Genomic DNA, 14,414 nt, shown 5'->3' on the forward strand with positions numbered 1-14,414 from the left:
AAACCCGCCGCTCCCCTACGCGAGCCCCTGCAGGTACCTGTTCCGTTCCTCGATGAGGTACTGCATGTACCGCCCCAGGAAGGCCTTCTCCACCAAGCGGCCAAGCACGCCGAACGGGGCAGTGAACTCAACGTGGTCGATCATGAGGGTCCCGCCTCCGTCGGGCCCTGAACCGTCTTGCCCTGAACCGTCTTGCCCTGAATCGTCAGGCAGGAACTCATGCACGTGCCGGAAGGCACGGAACGGGCCGCGTTGCTGCTCGTCGGTGAAGGAGTCCGGGTAGCTGAACTGCGTGATGCGGCTGGTCATCAGGATGGGCAGTCCGAAGTGCTTGGCCCGCCAGGTGACGGTTTCGCCCAGGCCGATGAGCCCGGAGGTCACGCCGGCCACGGCGCGTTCCCCGGATTTGGCCATCGAGCCGACATGCGCGTCCACGCTGCGCGAGAGGTCGAAGGCCTGGCCGGGAGGCATCGGCAAGAACGTTCGGCAGGTGAAGGAGACGGTCATGCGAGGATTCTTGCACGGCGCCCGCCGCGGGCCTGCGAAAATTGTGGTGATGCGCAAGATCCTCTCCTACGCCCGGGAACTGCACGCGATGGGCCCCGCCAACAACGACCGGCTCTCCGCGGTCCGCGTGGGGCTCAGTGTCGCGGCGCCCTTGCTGTTCCTGCTGGCCATCGGCCGGCCCGAGCTCAGCCTCTACGCAGTGTTCGGCGGCCTCACCGCGATGTACGGACGGAACGAAAGCCACCAGCTGCGGCTCCGGCACCAGCTCCAGGCCGCGGTGGTGCTGGTGGGCGGAGTGAGCGTGGGGGTCTTCCTTGCCGTGAACCACATCCATTCCTGGGGACTGGTAGCGGTCGAAGCGCTGCTGGCCGGCGTGGGCTCGCTGTACGCGGACCGGGTGCGGCTCAAGCCCAACGGCCCGTTCTTCGGCATCCTCGCACTCGGCGCCTGCGCCTCGGTTCCGGTAACAGCGCCGTTCGCTGTGGCCGTGCTGATCGCCGCGGCCTCGGCGGCGTTCTCACTGTTGGTCGGTTTCGCGGGCTGGCTGCGGGTGCGGGCTTGGAAGTCCGGCGCAATGCGGGAAGCACCGAAGCGCACCCCGGAAACCCGGCAGGCCGCCGTCGTACATGCCGCCCGCTACATCACGGCGGTAGGGGTGGCGGGAAGCATCGGCGTACTGAGCGGCAGCGGCTATCCGCATTGGGCGATGGCCGCCGCGGCGGTCCCGCTCGCGGGCGCGGACATGCCCAGCGCAGTGCACCGCGGCATCCACCGCATTGTGGGGACGTTCCTCGGCCTGGGGATTGTCGCCGTCGTACTGTTTCCGGGGCCGCTGTCCCCGCTGCAGTACTTCCCGGCGACGGTGGTGCTGGTGCTGCTGGTGATCCTCTGCCAGTTCTTCACGGAGTTGTTCATGACCCGGCACTACGGCTGGGCGATGGTGTTCTTCACGCCCGTGATCCTGCTGATGACCGAGCTGGCGGCGGTCACGGATCCTGCGCGGCTCATCACCGAACGCGCCGCCGAAACGCTGATCGGCGCCCTGACCGGCATTGCCGTGGTGGTGCTTATCCGGCGGCGTCCCCGTTCGGCCGGGAGCCCGACGCCGGCAGCGGCTTCTTCGGGGGACCTGCCGTAAGGCTGGCGGGCAGGATGCGCGCGACGGCGGACACCAGCTTGTAGCGCTTGCTCGGGATGGAAACGGCCTTGCCGCGGTTGTTGTCGGCGAGCGCCTCCCTCACCACCCGTCCGGCGTCGAGCCACATCCAGCCCGGGGCAACCCCCTTGTCCATGCCCATGCGGTCGTGGAACTCGGTGTGGGTGAAGCCCGGGCAGAGCGCCGTCACCTTCACCCCGCGCGGCGCGAAGGCGAGATTCGCCCAGCGACTGAAGCTCACCTGCCAGGCCTTGGCCGCCGAGTAGCTGCCGCGGGTGGCAAACGCCGCAACGCTGGCCACATTGATGATCCGGCCCGATCCCCGCCGCAGCATGCCCTGCAGCGCCGCATGGCACAGCTCCATGGGCGTCTGGACGTGCAGCTTCAGGTGGCGTTTTTCATCCTCCACGCCGTTCTTCTCGAAGGAGTGCAGCAGGCCGATTCCTGCGTTGTTGACCAGCACGTCCACCGGCCGTGCCGCGTCCAGCAAGCGTTCGACGACGGCCGCCACCCCGGCGTCGTCGGCCAGGTCCGCGGGAAGCACCTCTGCCGTGATGCTGTAGTCGCGTTCCAGGACGTCCGCCGTGGCACGGAGCCGTCCGGCATCCCGTGCGACGAGGACCAGGTGGTGGCCTTCTTCGGCGAGCTGCCGGGCGAACTCCGCGCCCAATCCGGCGGTGGCCCCGGTGACGAGTGCGGTGAGGGCGTTCGCTATGGCGGTCATACGCCCAGCGTAGTCCTGCCCTCCACGCTCGCCCCGGTGTTCCGGCCGACCTCTTCACGGACCTTCCTGCCGCGGATGTAGCCCACCACGCCCAGTACCAGGATGCAGCCGAGCGTTCCCAGGGCGAAGGCCTCGAAGGTCAGCTGGGAGACGCCCCAGGTTCCTTCGAAGTCATAGGACAGCCCGAAGAGAGCGTCCAGCGTGCCCGGGAAAACCGCCACCCATGAGCCCACCAGGATCCAGAGGAAGCAGAGGGCGCCCATGAGCCGGAAGACGGCGTCGGAGACGGGCACCCTGAAGGGCCGTTCGACGTGCGGATACTTGCTGCGCAGCCGGACCGCGGCGGGAATCGCCAGCAGGTAGCTGAGCAGGAAGGTGGAGATGGCGATGGCCAGGACCACGCCGAACAGCGAGCTGCTGGTGCCGCTGAGCTGCATGGCTGCGAGCATGAACACGGTGGCCACCACTCCGGAGAGTGTGTTGACTCGGATCGGCGTGCCCAGCTTCGGGTGGAAGCGGCCGAAGAATCCGCCGAAGAACGAACCGTCCGCGGCGGCCATGGCCTGCATGCGGTCGCTGATGATCATCCAGGCGGCGCCCTGGGACACCAGGACGAAGCAGAAGATGATGGCAGAGACGGCCAACATGGCTTCCGCAGCCGGGCCGAACACCGTGTAGACCGTGGCCACGGCGCCGAAGAGCCCGCCGATGCCCGTGATCTGGTCCAGCGGCACCACCAGCAGGATGGCCAGGATGGGCAGCAGGTAGCTGGCCGCGGCGATCATGGAGGACCGCGCCACGGAGATCGGTACGTCCTTGGCCGGGTTCTTCATCTCCCCCGCGGCGCTGTTGCCGGACTCGAACCCGAGGAAGGAGAACAGCAGCAGCGGGGTGACGCCCAGGAAGCCGGCGAGCGTGGGCGAGAAGAAGCCGAGGTCCAGGCCATTGAAGCCGTGCTGCAGGCCGTAGACCAAGGTGACGATGATGAAGAAGCTCAGGAAAACCACCTTGAGGATGGCGCCGAGGGAGGGCAGCCACTTGCCGTGCTTCAGGCTGATGATGGCCGAGGTGACCGTGATCCAAATGAACACGAGCTTGAAGAGGTAGTCCCCCGCGCTGCCGGCTTCCACGTGGCCCACGTATTCGGACCAGGTTTCCACGGCCACGAACGCCATGGCGCCGCCCACCCACACCGGCTGGGTGACCCAGGTGAAGAGGGAGGTAATGGCCGCGGCCACGCGGCCGAAGGCCATCTTGGTCCAGACGTACACACCGCCTTCCTCGGTGAACGCACCACCGGTCTCCGCGAAGATCAGCCCGTACGGGACCATGAAGGTCACCGCCAGGATGAGGGTCCAGGTGAAGGTTTCGCCGCCGAAGCCGGACACCTGGCCCAGGACTTCCACGGAGATGACGGCGGCGACCACCAGCAGGAGGATGTCGAAGCGGCCGAGGGATTTCTGCAGGTGCTTGCTTTGCTCCCGGGCGAGGGCGGTTTGCCCGGAGCCGGGGCTTGGTGGGGCTGTTGGCTGGTCCATGGGGGGTCCTTTGCTACTGCTTAAGTGTGCTGCTGCGCAGGCGGTGTGGGGAGGGATGGTGCCAGCGTAGAAGCGTGAGCTGCATCACGTAAACCATTGAAAGTCGATGCCACTCATCGCCAATTCAGATGCAACTCAGCCGAACTGGATCCACGTGGTTTTCGGCGCCGTGTAGTTATCGAAGGCGTGCAGCGACAGGTCCCGGCCAAAGCCCGACTGCTTGAAGCCGCCGAAGGGTGTGGTGTTGCCCAGGGCGTCCACGGTGTTCACGGAGACCGTCCCGGCCAGCAGCTCCCCCGCCACCCGGTGGGCGCGCGACAGATTCGAAGTCCACACCGAGGCGGCCAGGCCGTAGTCGGTGGCGTTGGCCAGCCGCACCGCTTCCTCTTCGGTGTCGAAGGCCTGCAGTACCGCCACGGGCCCGAAGATCTCCTCGCGGTGCACCTCGTGGTCCGCGGCCAGTCCGCCCAGCAGCGTGGGCTCCAGGTACGCATCCGAGCCGCGGACCTCCCGGCGTCCGCCGCCGAAAAGCACCTCGCCTTCGGTGCGGCCGCGCACAATCCAGCGTTCGACGTCGTCGGCGTGCGCGCTGCTGATCAGCGCACCGTTTCCTTCCAGCCCGGCGAGCGGATCCGCCGGCGCGTAGCCGGCCGCGGCGCCGGCCAGCAGGGCGGCGAACTCGCCATGGACCTCGCGCTGCACGAGGATGCGCGAGTTGGCCGAGCACACCTGCCCCTGGTTGTAGAACGCCCCGAAGGCGGCCTTGGCAGCTGCCAGGGAGAGGTCCGCGGTGTCCGCGAAGATGATGTTGGAGCTCTTGCCTCCGGCTTCGAGGCTCAGCCGCTTGAGGTTGCTGCGGCCGGAGGCTTCGAGGAGCGTCCGGGAGACGGCGGTGGAGCCGGTGAAGGCGAGCGCGTCCACGTCCATGTGGTGCGCCAGCGCGACGCCCACCTCCCGCCCGGAGCCGGTGACGACGTTGAGCACGCCGTCCGGCAGCCCGGCTTCCGCAGCGAGTTCCGCCAGCCGCAGGACATTGAGCGAGGTCTGCTCGGCGGGCTTGAGCACCATGGTGTTTCCGGCGGCCAATGCCGGAGCGAGCTTCCAGACCGCGATCTCCAGCGGGAAGTTCCAGGGCACGATCGCGGCCACGACGCCAAGCGGCTCGCGGGTGACCAGCGCCGTGGCACCCGGCGGAACGGCCGGCAGTTCACCACTCTGCTTGTCCGCGGCCTCGGCGTACCAGCGCAGCGTCGAGATAGCACCGGGAACGTCCACGGTGGTGGTCTGCAGGATCGGCTTGCCGCTGTCCAGGGTTTCCAGCAGGGCCAGCTCTTCGGCATGGCGTTCCATGAGGGCGGCAAGCGCCAGCAGCAGGCCCTTCCGCGCCTCCGCGCCCATGCGGGACCACGCAGGGAAGGCGCGGCGTGCGGCCGCGACCGCGCGGTCGACGTCGTCCGCTCCGCAGGCGCCAAGCTCCGCCAGGGTGCGGCCGTCCACGGGGCTGATCGTGGGGCGCGTCCGGGCAGACGCGGTGCGGCGGCCGTCGATGAAGGCGCGTCCGTCGATCGCGAGCGCCTCGGCGCGGGCGTGCCAGTCGAGGGCGAGGTCGGCTGAAGTGCTGGTCATGGGTACTCCTTGTCAGGGTTTGCTTGGGGTCGTTTGGGGTGTCAGGGCCGGGCTTGGAGGACTGCCCGACGGCGGCCGTGCAGCCGGAGCGCGGCGGATGCGGCCATGAGGCACGCGAGTTGGACGGCGATCACGGCGAGCATGGAGTCCGCGTGGGCGCCTGCGTGAGGCAGGGCCGCCATCGCCGCTCCGTGATGGCCCCCTCCGCCGGATGACGTCAGGAGCACAACGTGGATGAGGATCATCGCGGCGCTCATGACGAGAAGGTGGCCAGCGGCGCGGCCCACGCAATGTTTCCGGCGCGGCATGGGAGCGGCACAGGCAAGGCAGGCGGCGCCCATGGCAGCCATCCACCAGGCCATCGCTCCGGCGGTTCCGGACACGAAGGCGGGCACGGCCGCTGCCGCGTGCGCACTCACGCCGGACACCACTGAAAGTCCCACGAGGCCCGCGGGAATCCGGGCACGCATCGCGCGCACAGGGCTCAGCAACGAACCACCGGAGCGCGGCAACGAAGCCGCAGGGCGCGGAATGACGGCGCGGTCCATGGTCCTCCTGCCTGGCCCGGAATCTGCGCGGACCGGGACTTTACGCACGGGCTGTGAGATGAGTAACATCAAGCGTTGGTTGAACAGTTGTACCATCAAAAACAGACTTCAGGAAGTGCCATGACCCTTCAGACAACTCCCTTGGCCACCGTGGCGCAGCACCCGCTGGACCAGCTTTCAGGCGCCGAAATCCAGGAAGCCCGCCGCATCCTCGACGCCGCCGGGCTCCTGGCCGACACCACCCGCTTCGCCTACCTCGGCCTGGTCGAACCGCCGAAAGCGGCCCTGTACGGAGACGGCGCCGACACCGCCGCGCCGGAGCGCCGGGTCCGCGCCATGCTCTGGGATGCCGCGCTGTCCCGCTCACTCGACGTCAGGCTGTCCCTGGCCACCGGAGAAGTCCTCGCACAGCGCGAACTGGACCCCGCCGTCGACGGCCAACTGCCCATCCTGTTCGAAGAATTCGAGATCATCGAGGAAATCCTGGCCGCGGATCCGCAGTGGAACGCCGCCCTTGCCTCCCGCGGGCTGACGCCCGCGCAGGTCCGCGTATCTCCGCTCTCGGCCGGCGTTTTTGAGTACGAGAACGAGGAAGGCAAGCGCCTGCTCCGCGGGCTCGGCTTCCGCCAGGACCACCCGGGCGACCACGCCTGGGCGCACCCGATCGACGGCTTGGTGGCGTTTGTAGACGTGGAGAACCGCCGCGTGAACCACCTGATCGACGACGGCCCGGTTCCGGTCCCCGAGGTCAACGGCAACTACACCGACCCGGCAATCCACGGCGAACTGCGCACGGACCTGAAACTGATCGAGATCACCCAGCCCGAAGGCCCCAGCTTCACGCTGGACGGAAACCACCTGAGCTGGGCCGGCTGGGACCTCCGTGTCGGCTTCGATGCCCGCGAAGGCCTGGTACTGCACCAGATCCACCACACCCAGGAGGGCCGTCGTCGTCCACTGATCCACCGGGCGGCGATCTCCGAAATGGTGGTCCCCTACGGCGACCCCGCGCCGTACCGCAGCTGGCAGAACTACTTCGACTCCGGCGAGTACCTCGTGGGCCGGGACGCGAACTCCCTCAAGCTCGGCTGCGACTGCCTGGGCGAAATCACCTACATGTCCCCCGTGGTGGCGGATGACTTCGGCAACCCGCGCGCCATCGAAAACGGCATCTGCATCCACGAAGAGGACGCAGGCATCCTCTGGAAGCACACGGACGAATGGGCCGGCTCCAACGAGGTGCGCCGCAACCGCCGCCTGGTGGTTTCCTTCTTCACCACGGTGGGCAACTACGACTACGGCTTCTACTGGTACCTCTACCTGGACGGCACCATCGAGTTCGAGGCCAAGGCCACGGGCATCGTGTTCACCGCCGCGCTGCCGGAAAAGGGGTACGCCTACGCCTCCGAAATCGCCCCGGGCCTGGGCGCGCCGTACCACCAGCACCTCTTCAACGCCCGCCTGGACATGATGATCGACGGCGGCACGAACCGTGTGGAGGAACTGGACCTGGTCCGCCTGCCCAAGGGGCCGGGCAACCCGCATGGCAACGCCTTCACCCAGAAGCGCACGGTGCTGGCCCGCGAATCCGAAGCCATCCGCGACGCCGACGGCAGCAAGGGCCGCACCTGGCATATCAGCAACCCGGAATCGCTGAACCAGCTGGGGCACCCCGTGGGCTACACCCTCTACCCCGAGGGCCAGCCCACCCTGGCCATGGCCGACGATTCCTCGATCGCCTCGCGCGCTGCCTTCGCCCGCCACCACCTGTGGGTCACCCGGCACGCCGAGGACGAGCTCTACGCTGCCGGCGACTTCGTCAACCAACATCCCGGCGGCGCGGGACTGCCGGCCTACGTGGCGCAGGACCGGGACATCGACGGCAAGGACATCGTGGTGTGGCATTCCTTCGGGCTGACGCACTTCCCGCGCCCGGAGGACTGGCCCATCATGCCGGTGGACACCACGGGCTTCACCCTGAAGCCGCACGGTTTCTTCGACAGCAACCCGACGCTCGACGTGCCGCCGTCGGCGTCCGGGCACTGTGCGGCACCGGGTGCAAGTACGGCCGCCTCCTGCCACTGATAAGTTGGCAGCATGCCCCGCTTGGTCGACCATCAGGAGCGCCGCCGCGCCATCATCGAGACCACGTGGCGGCTGATCGCCGGCCAGGGCATCGAGAATGCCAGCATGCGGGACATCGCCCGGGAATGCGGATACGCCGCCCCGGGGGTGTTGGCCCACTACTTCCCCAACAAGGATGCCCTGCTGCTGGCGTCCTATGAGCTGATCTGCGAGCGCACCAACGAACGGATCGCGGCCGGCACCAAGGGCCGCCGCGGACTGGCTGCCCTGCGCAGCATGTGCCTGGAGATCATCCCGGCGGACCCGCTGACCGTGGTGGAGGCGCGCGTGGCCGTGTCCTTCTGGCAGCGGGCCCAGACCGAAGACGCGCTGCGGGCGGTGGGCCGGGACGCCCTGCTGCACTGGCGCGGCCTGATGATGGAGTTCCTCACCCAAGCCGAGCACGACGGCGAGTGCGCACCTTTGGGCGATCCGGATGCGGTGGCCGATGAGCTGCTGAACATCATGATGGGCCTGCACGTGACGTCGATGCTGGACCCGGACACCGTCACCGGGTCCAGGCAGCGGCACCTGGTGGAGCGGGCGCTGGGGCGGCTTGCCTTGGAGGCGGCGCAGGCCTAGGCCCGTGCCGCCTTGGCCACGGCGATCTGGTGGCGTACCGCCTGCGCCACCGCGCGCAGGCGGGCCGTAGGCCGCTGCGTCCGCAGGTGGGCGAGCACCGTTTTCAGCTCCGGCACATTGTCCTCGATTTCCACGGTGGCCAGCTTGCCGCCGTCGTACGTTAAACCGTGCTGCGGGCGCTGGTGCAGGATCGAATAGCCAAGCCCCCGGGACACGAAGGTGCGGACCGTCTCATAGCTGGCGGAACGGAACCTGACGTCCGGCTCGCGGCCGCTGCGGCGGGCGATCGACAGCATGAGCTCCCGGCTGTGCGGCAGGTCCAGCAGCACGAACGGCTCGTCCTTCAGTGCCGACATCTTCACGCTCCCGACGCCGGCCAACGCGTGCGCCGGCGGCATGGCCAGGTAGGGCCTGGCGGTGTCGACGACGGAGCTCGCGACGGCGTCCGGAAGGTCCAGGTCGTAGCACAGGGCCAGGTCCGCCTGGCCGCTGAGGAGGGCGGAGACGCAGCCGGACATATCGGCCTCCGTGACGTCCAACTCCAGGGCCGGGTGGTCCTCCCGCAGTTTGCTCAGCACACCGGGAAGCAGAAAGGGCGCCAGGGTGCTGAAACATGCCAGGCGCAGGCGGCCTGCAACGCTTTGGTTCTCCCCGCGGGCGTGGTCCAGGCTCTCCTCCACATGGGCGAGGATCGACTGCGCATCGCGGAGGAAGAGCTCCCCGGCGGGCGTGAGGACCAGGCCCTTGGAGCGCTGGCGGATGAAGAACTGGGTGCCCACGTGGCGCTCCAGCTGGGCGATCGCGGCCGAGACCGCGGACTGCGCCACGTTCAGCCGCACGGAGGCGCCAGTCATGGACAGCTGGGCGGCGGCCTCAACGAAATAGCGGAGCTGGGTCAGCGTGACATCCATGCGATGAGCATAGCCAATTCATCGAAATTTTCGATACAACGCTTCTAAAACGACTGTTGGACAGATTTCAACTCCGGGCGCGAAGCTGATTCCCGACGACACCCTTCCTCCGAGACGAAAAGGCACACGCCCGTGAAGCACCAGCGCATCCGCACCTTCAACACCAAGGACACCTACCCCGAACAGAACCTGGACAACGATCTTTGCCAGGCCGTGGTGGCCAATGGCGTGGTGTACCTGCGGGGGCAGATCGGCCAGGACCTGGAGACCCGCGAGTCGGTGGGCATCGGAGACGTGGAAGCCCAGGCGGAAAAGGCCATGGCCAACATCGACATGCTGCTCAAGGAAGCCGGCAGCAGCCTCGAGGACATCGTGAAGGTGACCGTCTACATCATCGATCCGCGCTACCGCGAACCCGTGTACCGCACCATGGGCCGCTGGCTGAAGGGCGTGTTCCCGGTGTCCACCGGCATCGTGGTCTCCGCGCTGGCCCGCCCCGAGTGGCTCGTGGAAATCGACGCCACCGCCGTGATCTCCACCTCCGGCACTTCCGCGGAGGCAACGGCATGACGTTCAGCATCGCCGCCACCGACGGCAACGGCCGCTTCGGACTGGCTGTGTCTTCGTCCTCCCCCGCGGTCGCCGCGCGCTGCGCACACCTGCGCGACGGCGTCGGGGCCGTCAGCTCGCAGAACATCACCGATCCCCGGCTCGGTGGACTCCTGCTTGACCGGCTCCAGGCCGGCTACTCGGCTCAGGAGGCGGTTGACGCCGTCGTGCAGGAATCCCCCGCGGCCAACTACCGGCAGCTGGTGGTCCTGGACGCGCGCGGCGGTTCCGCCGTATTCAGCGGCGAGCACGCGCTGGGCGTGACCGGCGAGGGCCGCGGCGCCAACTGTGTAAGTGCCGGCAACATGCTGGCCGATGCGCGCGTGCCCCAGGCAATCTGCGACGCCTTCGAGGCCGCCACCGGTGAGCTCGAGGAGCGCCTGATGGCTGCCCTCCGCGCTGCCGAAGCTGCCGGCGGAGAAGCCGGGCCGGTGCGTTCGGCGGGAATGTCCGTGGTGTCCGGGCACGGCTGGCGGGACACCGACCTGCGGGTGGACTGGCACGAGGAGCCTATTGCGGAACTCGGCAGGCTGCTGGAGGTCTGGCTTCCGCAGCGCAATGACTACGTGGTGCGCGGCCTCGACCCCGCTGCATCCGTCGGCTACGGGGTTCCGGGCGATGACCGCTAAGGCGGCCCCTGTGGAAGCCGGGACGCGGGACCGGGTGCTTGCCGCCGTCGGGAGCCTGCAACCGGACCTTGTCCGACTCTCCGAAACCATCCACGCGAACCCCGAGCTCGGCTGGCAGGAACACCAGGCGGCGGCCTGGACCGCCGCATATCTGGAAGGCCACGGCTTCACGGTGGAGCGCGGGTACCTGGGCTTCCCGACGGCGATCCGCGCCGTGTTCGGGAACGGCAGCCGGCGCGTGGGGCTGATGGCGGAGTACGACGCCCTTCCCGGGCTGGGCCACGCCTGCGGCCACAACATCATCACCGCGGTGTCCTGCGGAGCCGCGGCCGTCCTGGCGGAGTTTGCCGCCGAGCGTGACCTCAGCGTGGAGGTCTACGGCACCCCGGCGGAGGAGGGCGGCGGCGGGAAGATTGAGCTCCTTAAGAAGGGCGCGTTCCACGGCCTGGACCTGGCCATGATGGCCCACCCCAGCCCGGTGGATTCCGCGGAAGCCAGGCCCTACGCGGTGGCTCACAACCACATTGAGTACCGGGGCAAGTCGGCCCATGCCGCCGCGTACCCGGACCAGGGCGTCAACGCCAACGATGCGTTCATCGTGGCCCAGGTGGCGCTCGGCCTGCTGCGGCAGCAGCTGCCTCCGGGCACGCGGGTGCACGGCATACAGACCCGCGGCGGCGAGGCCCCCAATGCCATCCCGGAAAAGACCGAGGGGCGCTGGTACGTCCGTGCCGAATCCTTGGCGCAGCTGGGCGAGTTGGAAAAGCGGGTCCACCGCTGCTTCGAGGCCGGGGCCGTGGCATCCGGCTGCGAGCTGTCGGTCACACCGGAATCCGAGCCATACTCCGAGTTCCGCACGGAGCAGCGGGCGCTGGAGCTGTACATCCGGCATGCGGAGTCGCTCGGCCGGAACTTCAACGCGCCGCCCGAACAGGCCACCATGAACCGGGCCTCCACCGACATGGGCAATGTGTCCCAGGTGGTCCCGGCCATCCACCCGTATATTGGCTTGGGCTGTTTCCCGGCGGCCAACCACCAGCCGGAGTTCGCCGCGCATTGCGTGGGCGGGGCGGCAAACCAGGCAATCCACGACGGCGCCGCGGCCCTCGCGCTGACGGCGCTGGACTTCCTGGCCTGAACCCCTGCAACGCGGGGTCACTTACGGCCCATGTTCTGGTAGAACATGGGCCGTAAGTGACCCCGCGTTGCTTGGTGTTAGACGGCTCCCACCAGGGCGTGCTGTTCGTTGTGGGCCAGGTAGCTTCGCTGGATCGCGATCTGGTCGGCCACGTACTTGGCGTCGTGCCACACACCCCAGATGAAGCTCGATCCGCGGCGCGACTGCCAGGGCAGGCCCAGGAAGTAGATCCCGGGCTCGGAGGAAACACCGCGCTGCTGCACGGGCTTGCCCTTCTCGTCGAAGGCATCGACCTGCAGCCAGCTGTAGTCCACCGCGAAGCCGGTGGCCCAGATGATCGAGCGGATGCCGGCACCGGCCAGCTCGAGTTCGAGGATCGGATCGCTGACGCACGCCGGGTCCGGGCGCATCAGGCGCGCTTCCGGTTCCTCGGGCAGGTCCAGGCCGTTGCGTTCAACGTAGGCGTCGGCGGCGTCGAGGAGGCTGAGGTAATGTGCGTCGCCGGCGGCAATGTTGTTGCGCAGGTCCGGGGCGAAGCTCATGGTGCCGTCGGTGTACGCGAGCGTCCTGCCGGTCAGCTGGATGCCGCTTTCGGCGAGGAGGCGGAAATCGACGGTATGGCCGCCGTCGGCTCCGCTCACCGCGATGGTCACGTGCTCCGCGCCGGCGCGCGGCGTGGCGGCGTCCCACATACCCAGCACGCCGAGCCACCAGCAGAAGTCGCGGCCGCGGTAGCTCCGCGGCGGCCGGTCGTGCGGGCCCACCGAAAGGTGCACCTGGCGGCCGGAGCGCTGGATCTCCGCGGCGATCTGGACGCCGGAGGACCCGGCACCGACCACCAGCACGCCGCCGTCGGGAAGCTGTTCAGGGTTGCGGTAATCGCTTGAGTGGAGCTGCACCAGCCCCGCGGATTCGGGCACGACGGCGGGAATCACCGGGGTCTGGAAGGGACCGGTGGCGGCCACGAGGTAGCGGACGTCGAAGTCGCCGTCGGTGGTTTCCACGTGGAAGCCGGGAGCGCCGGTCTTCCGGCGGACGGAGGTGACCTCGACACCGCAACGCACCGGAGCGTCAATCTTCTTCGCGTAGGCCTCGAAGTAGTCGGCCACCTGGTCCTTGGATGGGAAGTCGCCGGGTTCCATCCCGCTGAATTCGAGGCCAGGGAAGCGGTCATGCCAGGCCGGTCCGTTGGCGACCAGCGAATCCCAGCGCATGGTGCGCCAGCGTTCGGCGATGCGGCTGCGTTCGAGCACGAGGTGCTGGATTCCGCGCTCGCCCAGATGCTCGCTCATCGCAATGCCGGCCTGACCTGCGCCTACAACGAGGACTTCAACCTCTTGGCTCGCCATGTAAATCTCCTATGCAACGTGACGGTTTCACCCATCATCACGTGGCCTGCTGCATCTGCATAGTGAATAAATGCGAGCAAGAAAATCGAAAATTATGATGCAGTGGCACTGCGCCCGGCGAGGGCACGCGACCGGCGGATACCCTTGTCAGCATGCAGAGTCCTGAGTGGGAAGAACGGGTGGCGGCGCTGTGGGCCGAACTGGATAACTACGCCCGCGACGATTTCCACGCCGCCATGCAGAAGCTCTGCGCGGAACCGCCCGAGGGGACCGCGGACGCGGACTTCGAACTGGGCGCCGCCTACGATTCCACCGGCTACCCGCAGCGCGCCGTCCCGCTGTACAGCAAGGCACTGGAAACGGGACTGGAAGGCGAGCGCCGCCGTCGGGCAGTCATCCAATTGGCGAGTTCATTGCGAAACCTGGGCCGCCCGGACATCAGCGTCGCCATGCTCACGGACGAGCGCGGACGCGGCGAGGACCACCTGTCTGACGCGGTCGACGCCGTGCTGGCGCTGGCTTTGGCGGACACCGGCCGGGAGCGCGAAGGACTGTCCTTGGTGCTGGCCGCGCTGGCACCGCACCTTCCGCGGTACCAGCGTTCCATGAAGAACTACGCGCGGGCGCTGTTGGAGAAGCCTGCGACAAGCGACGAAGGCTAGCGCTTACTTGCCGGAGCGCCAGTGGTGCCGCCGCGGCGTATGCCGGACGGGCTTGGGCGCATGGTGCATGGCGCTGTGGATCAGCACCACGGCGAGGGCCGTGACCCAGGCCGGGAGCATCAGGAAGCCCAGCACCCCGCCGGCCCCGCTGGCGAATCCGCCGGCGTTGACGTAGCCGGTAATCCCGATCCACCAACTGAGGAGCGCCACGAATGCGGCAGTGCCCGCGAGGGACCCTCGCAACTGCTCACGCCCGATCAGGAGCCAATGGTCATCATCCCGTCCAGCCATGCCAACCTCCGGATGCCGTC

At 68.2% G+C, this 14,414-nt stretch carries 15 protein-coding genes; 7 read left to right on the forward strand and 8 right to left on the reverse strand.

Annotated features, from left to right (window positions below):
- Positions 1-15: 15 nt before the first annotated feature.
- Positions 16-507: an SRPBCC family protein gene (locus tag BIU82_RS03835; RefSeq protein WP_070348153.1), complete on the reverse strand. Its 492-nt coding sequence runs from the start codon at positions 505-507 to the stop codon at positions 16-18.
- 49 nt (positions 508-556) lie between these two features.
- On the opposite strand from BIU82_RS03835, the gene BIU82_RS03840 reads away from it, so the two are divergent.
- Positions 557-1,645 carry an FUSC family protein gene (locus BIU82_RS03840; RefSeq protein WP_070348241.1) on the forward strand — a complete coding sequence of 363 codons (1,089 nt, stop codon included), beginning with the start codon at positions 557-559 and terminating at the stop codon, positions 1,643-1,645.
- Here the strand turns inward: BIU82_RS03840 and BIU82_RS03845 are convergent.
- The 4 genes from BIU82_RS03845 to BIU82_RS03860 all read right to left on the reverse strand — a co-directional run bounded on the left by BIU82_RS03845 (position 1,575) and on the right by BIU82_RS03860 (position 6,099).
- Positions 1,575-2,387 (reverse strand): SDR family oxidoreductase, encoded by an 813-nt coding sequence (locus BIU82_RS03845; protein WP_070348154.1) that lies wholly within the window; start codon positions 2,385-2,387, stop codon positions 1,575-1,577. The two genes, BIU82_RS03840 and BIU82_RS03845, sit on opposite strands and share 71 nt — an antisense overlap.
- The gene (locus tag BIU82_RS03850; RefSeq protein WP_070348155.1) at positions 2,384-3,925 is read right to left on the reverse strand and encodes an APC family permease; all 1,542 of its coding nucleotides are present in this window, start codon (positions 3,923-3,925) and stop codon (positions 2,384-2,386) included. The genes BIU82_RS03845 and BIU82_RS03850 overlap by 4 nt, the downstream gene beginning before the upstream one ends.
- 135 nt (positions 3,926-4,060) lie before the next feature.
- A complete protein-coding gene (locus BIU82_RS03855; RefSeq protein ID WP_070348156.1) occupies positions 4,061-5,551 on the reverse strand; it encodes an aldehyde dehydrogenase family protein in 1,491 nt (496 codons plus the stop codon).
- 41 nt (positions 5,552-5,592) lie between these two features.
- A complete protein-coding gene (locus BIU82_RS03860) occupies positions 5,593-6,099 on the reverse strand; it encodes a hypothetical protein (protein WP_253182676.1) in 507 nt (168 codons plus the stop codon).
- A gap of 120 nt (positions 6,100-6,219) precedes the next feature.
- Here BIU82_RS03860 and BIU82_RS03865 point away from each other — a divergent pair, with 120 nt between their 5' ends.
- Both BIU82_RS03865 and BIU82_RS03870 read left to right on the forward strand, forming a co-directional pair.
- Positions 6,220-8,184, forward strand: a complete 1,965-nt coding sequence (locus BIU82_RS03865; RefSeq protein WP_070348157.1) for a primary-amine oxidase — start codon at positions 6,220-6,222, stop codon at positions 8,182-8,184.
- 12 nt (positions 8,185-8,196) lie between these two features.
- The gene (locus BIU82_RS03870) at positions 8,197-8,805 is read left to right on the forward strand and encodes a TetR/AcrR family transcriptional regulator (protein ID WP_070348158.1); all 609 of its coding nucleotides are present in this window, start codon (positions 8,197-8,199) and stop codon (positions 8,803-8,805) included.
- Here BIU82_RS03870 and BIU82_RS03875 read toward each other — a convergent pair.
- Positions 8,802-9,716, reverse strand: coding sequence for a LysR substrate-binding domain-containing protein (locus tag BIU82_RS03875; RefSeq protein ID WP_070348159.1), 915 nt, complete (start codon positions 9,714-9,716; stop codon positions 8,802-8,804). The genes BIU82_RS03870 and BIU82_RS03875 overlap by 4 nt on opposite strands.
- Positions 9,717-9,848: 132 nt before the next feature.
- Between BIU82_RS03875 and BIU82_RS03880 the strand changes: the two genes are divergently transcribed.
- The 3 genes from BIU82_RS03880 to BIU82_RS03890 are packed head-to-tail and all read left to right on the forward strand — an operon-like array spanning position 9,849 to position 12,092.
- On the forward strand, positions 9,849-10,286 hold the full coding sequence (locus tag BIU82_RS03880; protein WP_070348160.1) for a RidA family protein: 438 nt from the start codon (positions 9,849-9,851) through the stop codon (positions 10,284-10,286).
- Complete coding sequence (locus BIU82_RS03885; RefSeq protein WP_070348161.1) at positions 10,283-10,954, forward strand: DUF1028 domain-containing protein; 672 nt, start codon at positions 10,283-10,285, stop codon at positions 10,952-10,954. Before BIU82_RS03880 ends, BIU82_RS03885 begins: the two co-directional genes overlap by 4 nt.
- Positions 10,944-12,092, forward strand: coding sequence for a M20 family metallopeptidase (locus BIU82_RS03890; protein WP_070348162.1), 1,149 nt, complete (start codon positions 10,944-10,946; stop codon positions 12,090-12,092). Before BIU82_RS03885 ends, BIU82_RS03890 begins: the two co-directional genes overlap by 11 nt.
- A gap of 77 nt (positions 12,093-12,169) precedes the next feature.
- On the opposite strand, the gene BIU82_RS03895 is transcribed toward BIU82_RS03890, so the two are convergent.
- Positions 12,170-13,441, reverse strand: a complete 1,272-nt coding sequence (locus BIU82_RS03895; protein WP_070348163.1) for an NAD(P)/FAD-dependent oxidoreductase — start codon at positions 13,439-13,441, stop codon at positions 12,170-12,172.
- A gap of 152 nt (positions 13,442-13,593) precedes the next feature.
- On the opposite strand from BIU82_RS03895, the gene BIU82_RS03900 reads away from it, so the two are divergent.
- Entirely contained in the window at positions 13,594-14,103 is a 510-nt protein-coding gene (locus BIU82_RS03900; RefSeq protein ID WP_070348164.1) for a tetratricopeptide repeat protein, read from the forward strand.
- A gap of 3 nt (positions 14,104-14,106) precedes the next feature.
- Here the strand turns inward: BIU82_RS03900 and BIU82_RS03905 are convergent, their stop codons facing one another.
- A complete protein-coding gene (locus BIU82_RS03905) occupies positions 14,107-14,394 on the reverse strand; it encodes a hypothetical protein (protein ID WP_070348165.1) in 288 nt (95 codons plus the stop codon).
- Between the last annotated feature and the right edge of the window lie 20 nt (positions 14,395-14,414).

The organism is Arthrobacter sp. SW1 (assembly GCF_001766675.1).
Taxonomy (GTDB): domain Bacteria; phylum Actinomycetota; class Actinomycetes; order Actinomycetales; family Micrococcaceae; genus Arthrobacter.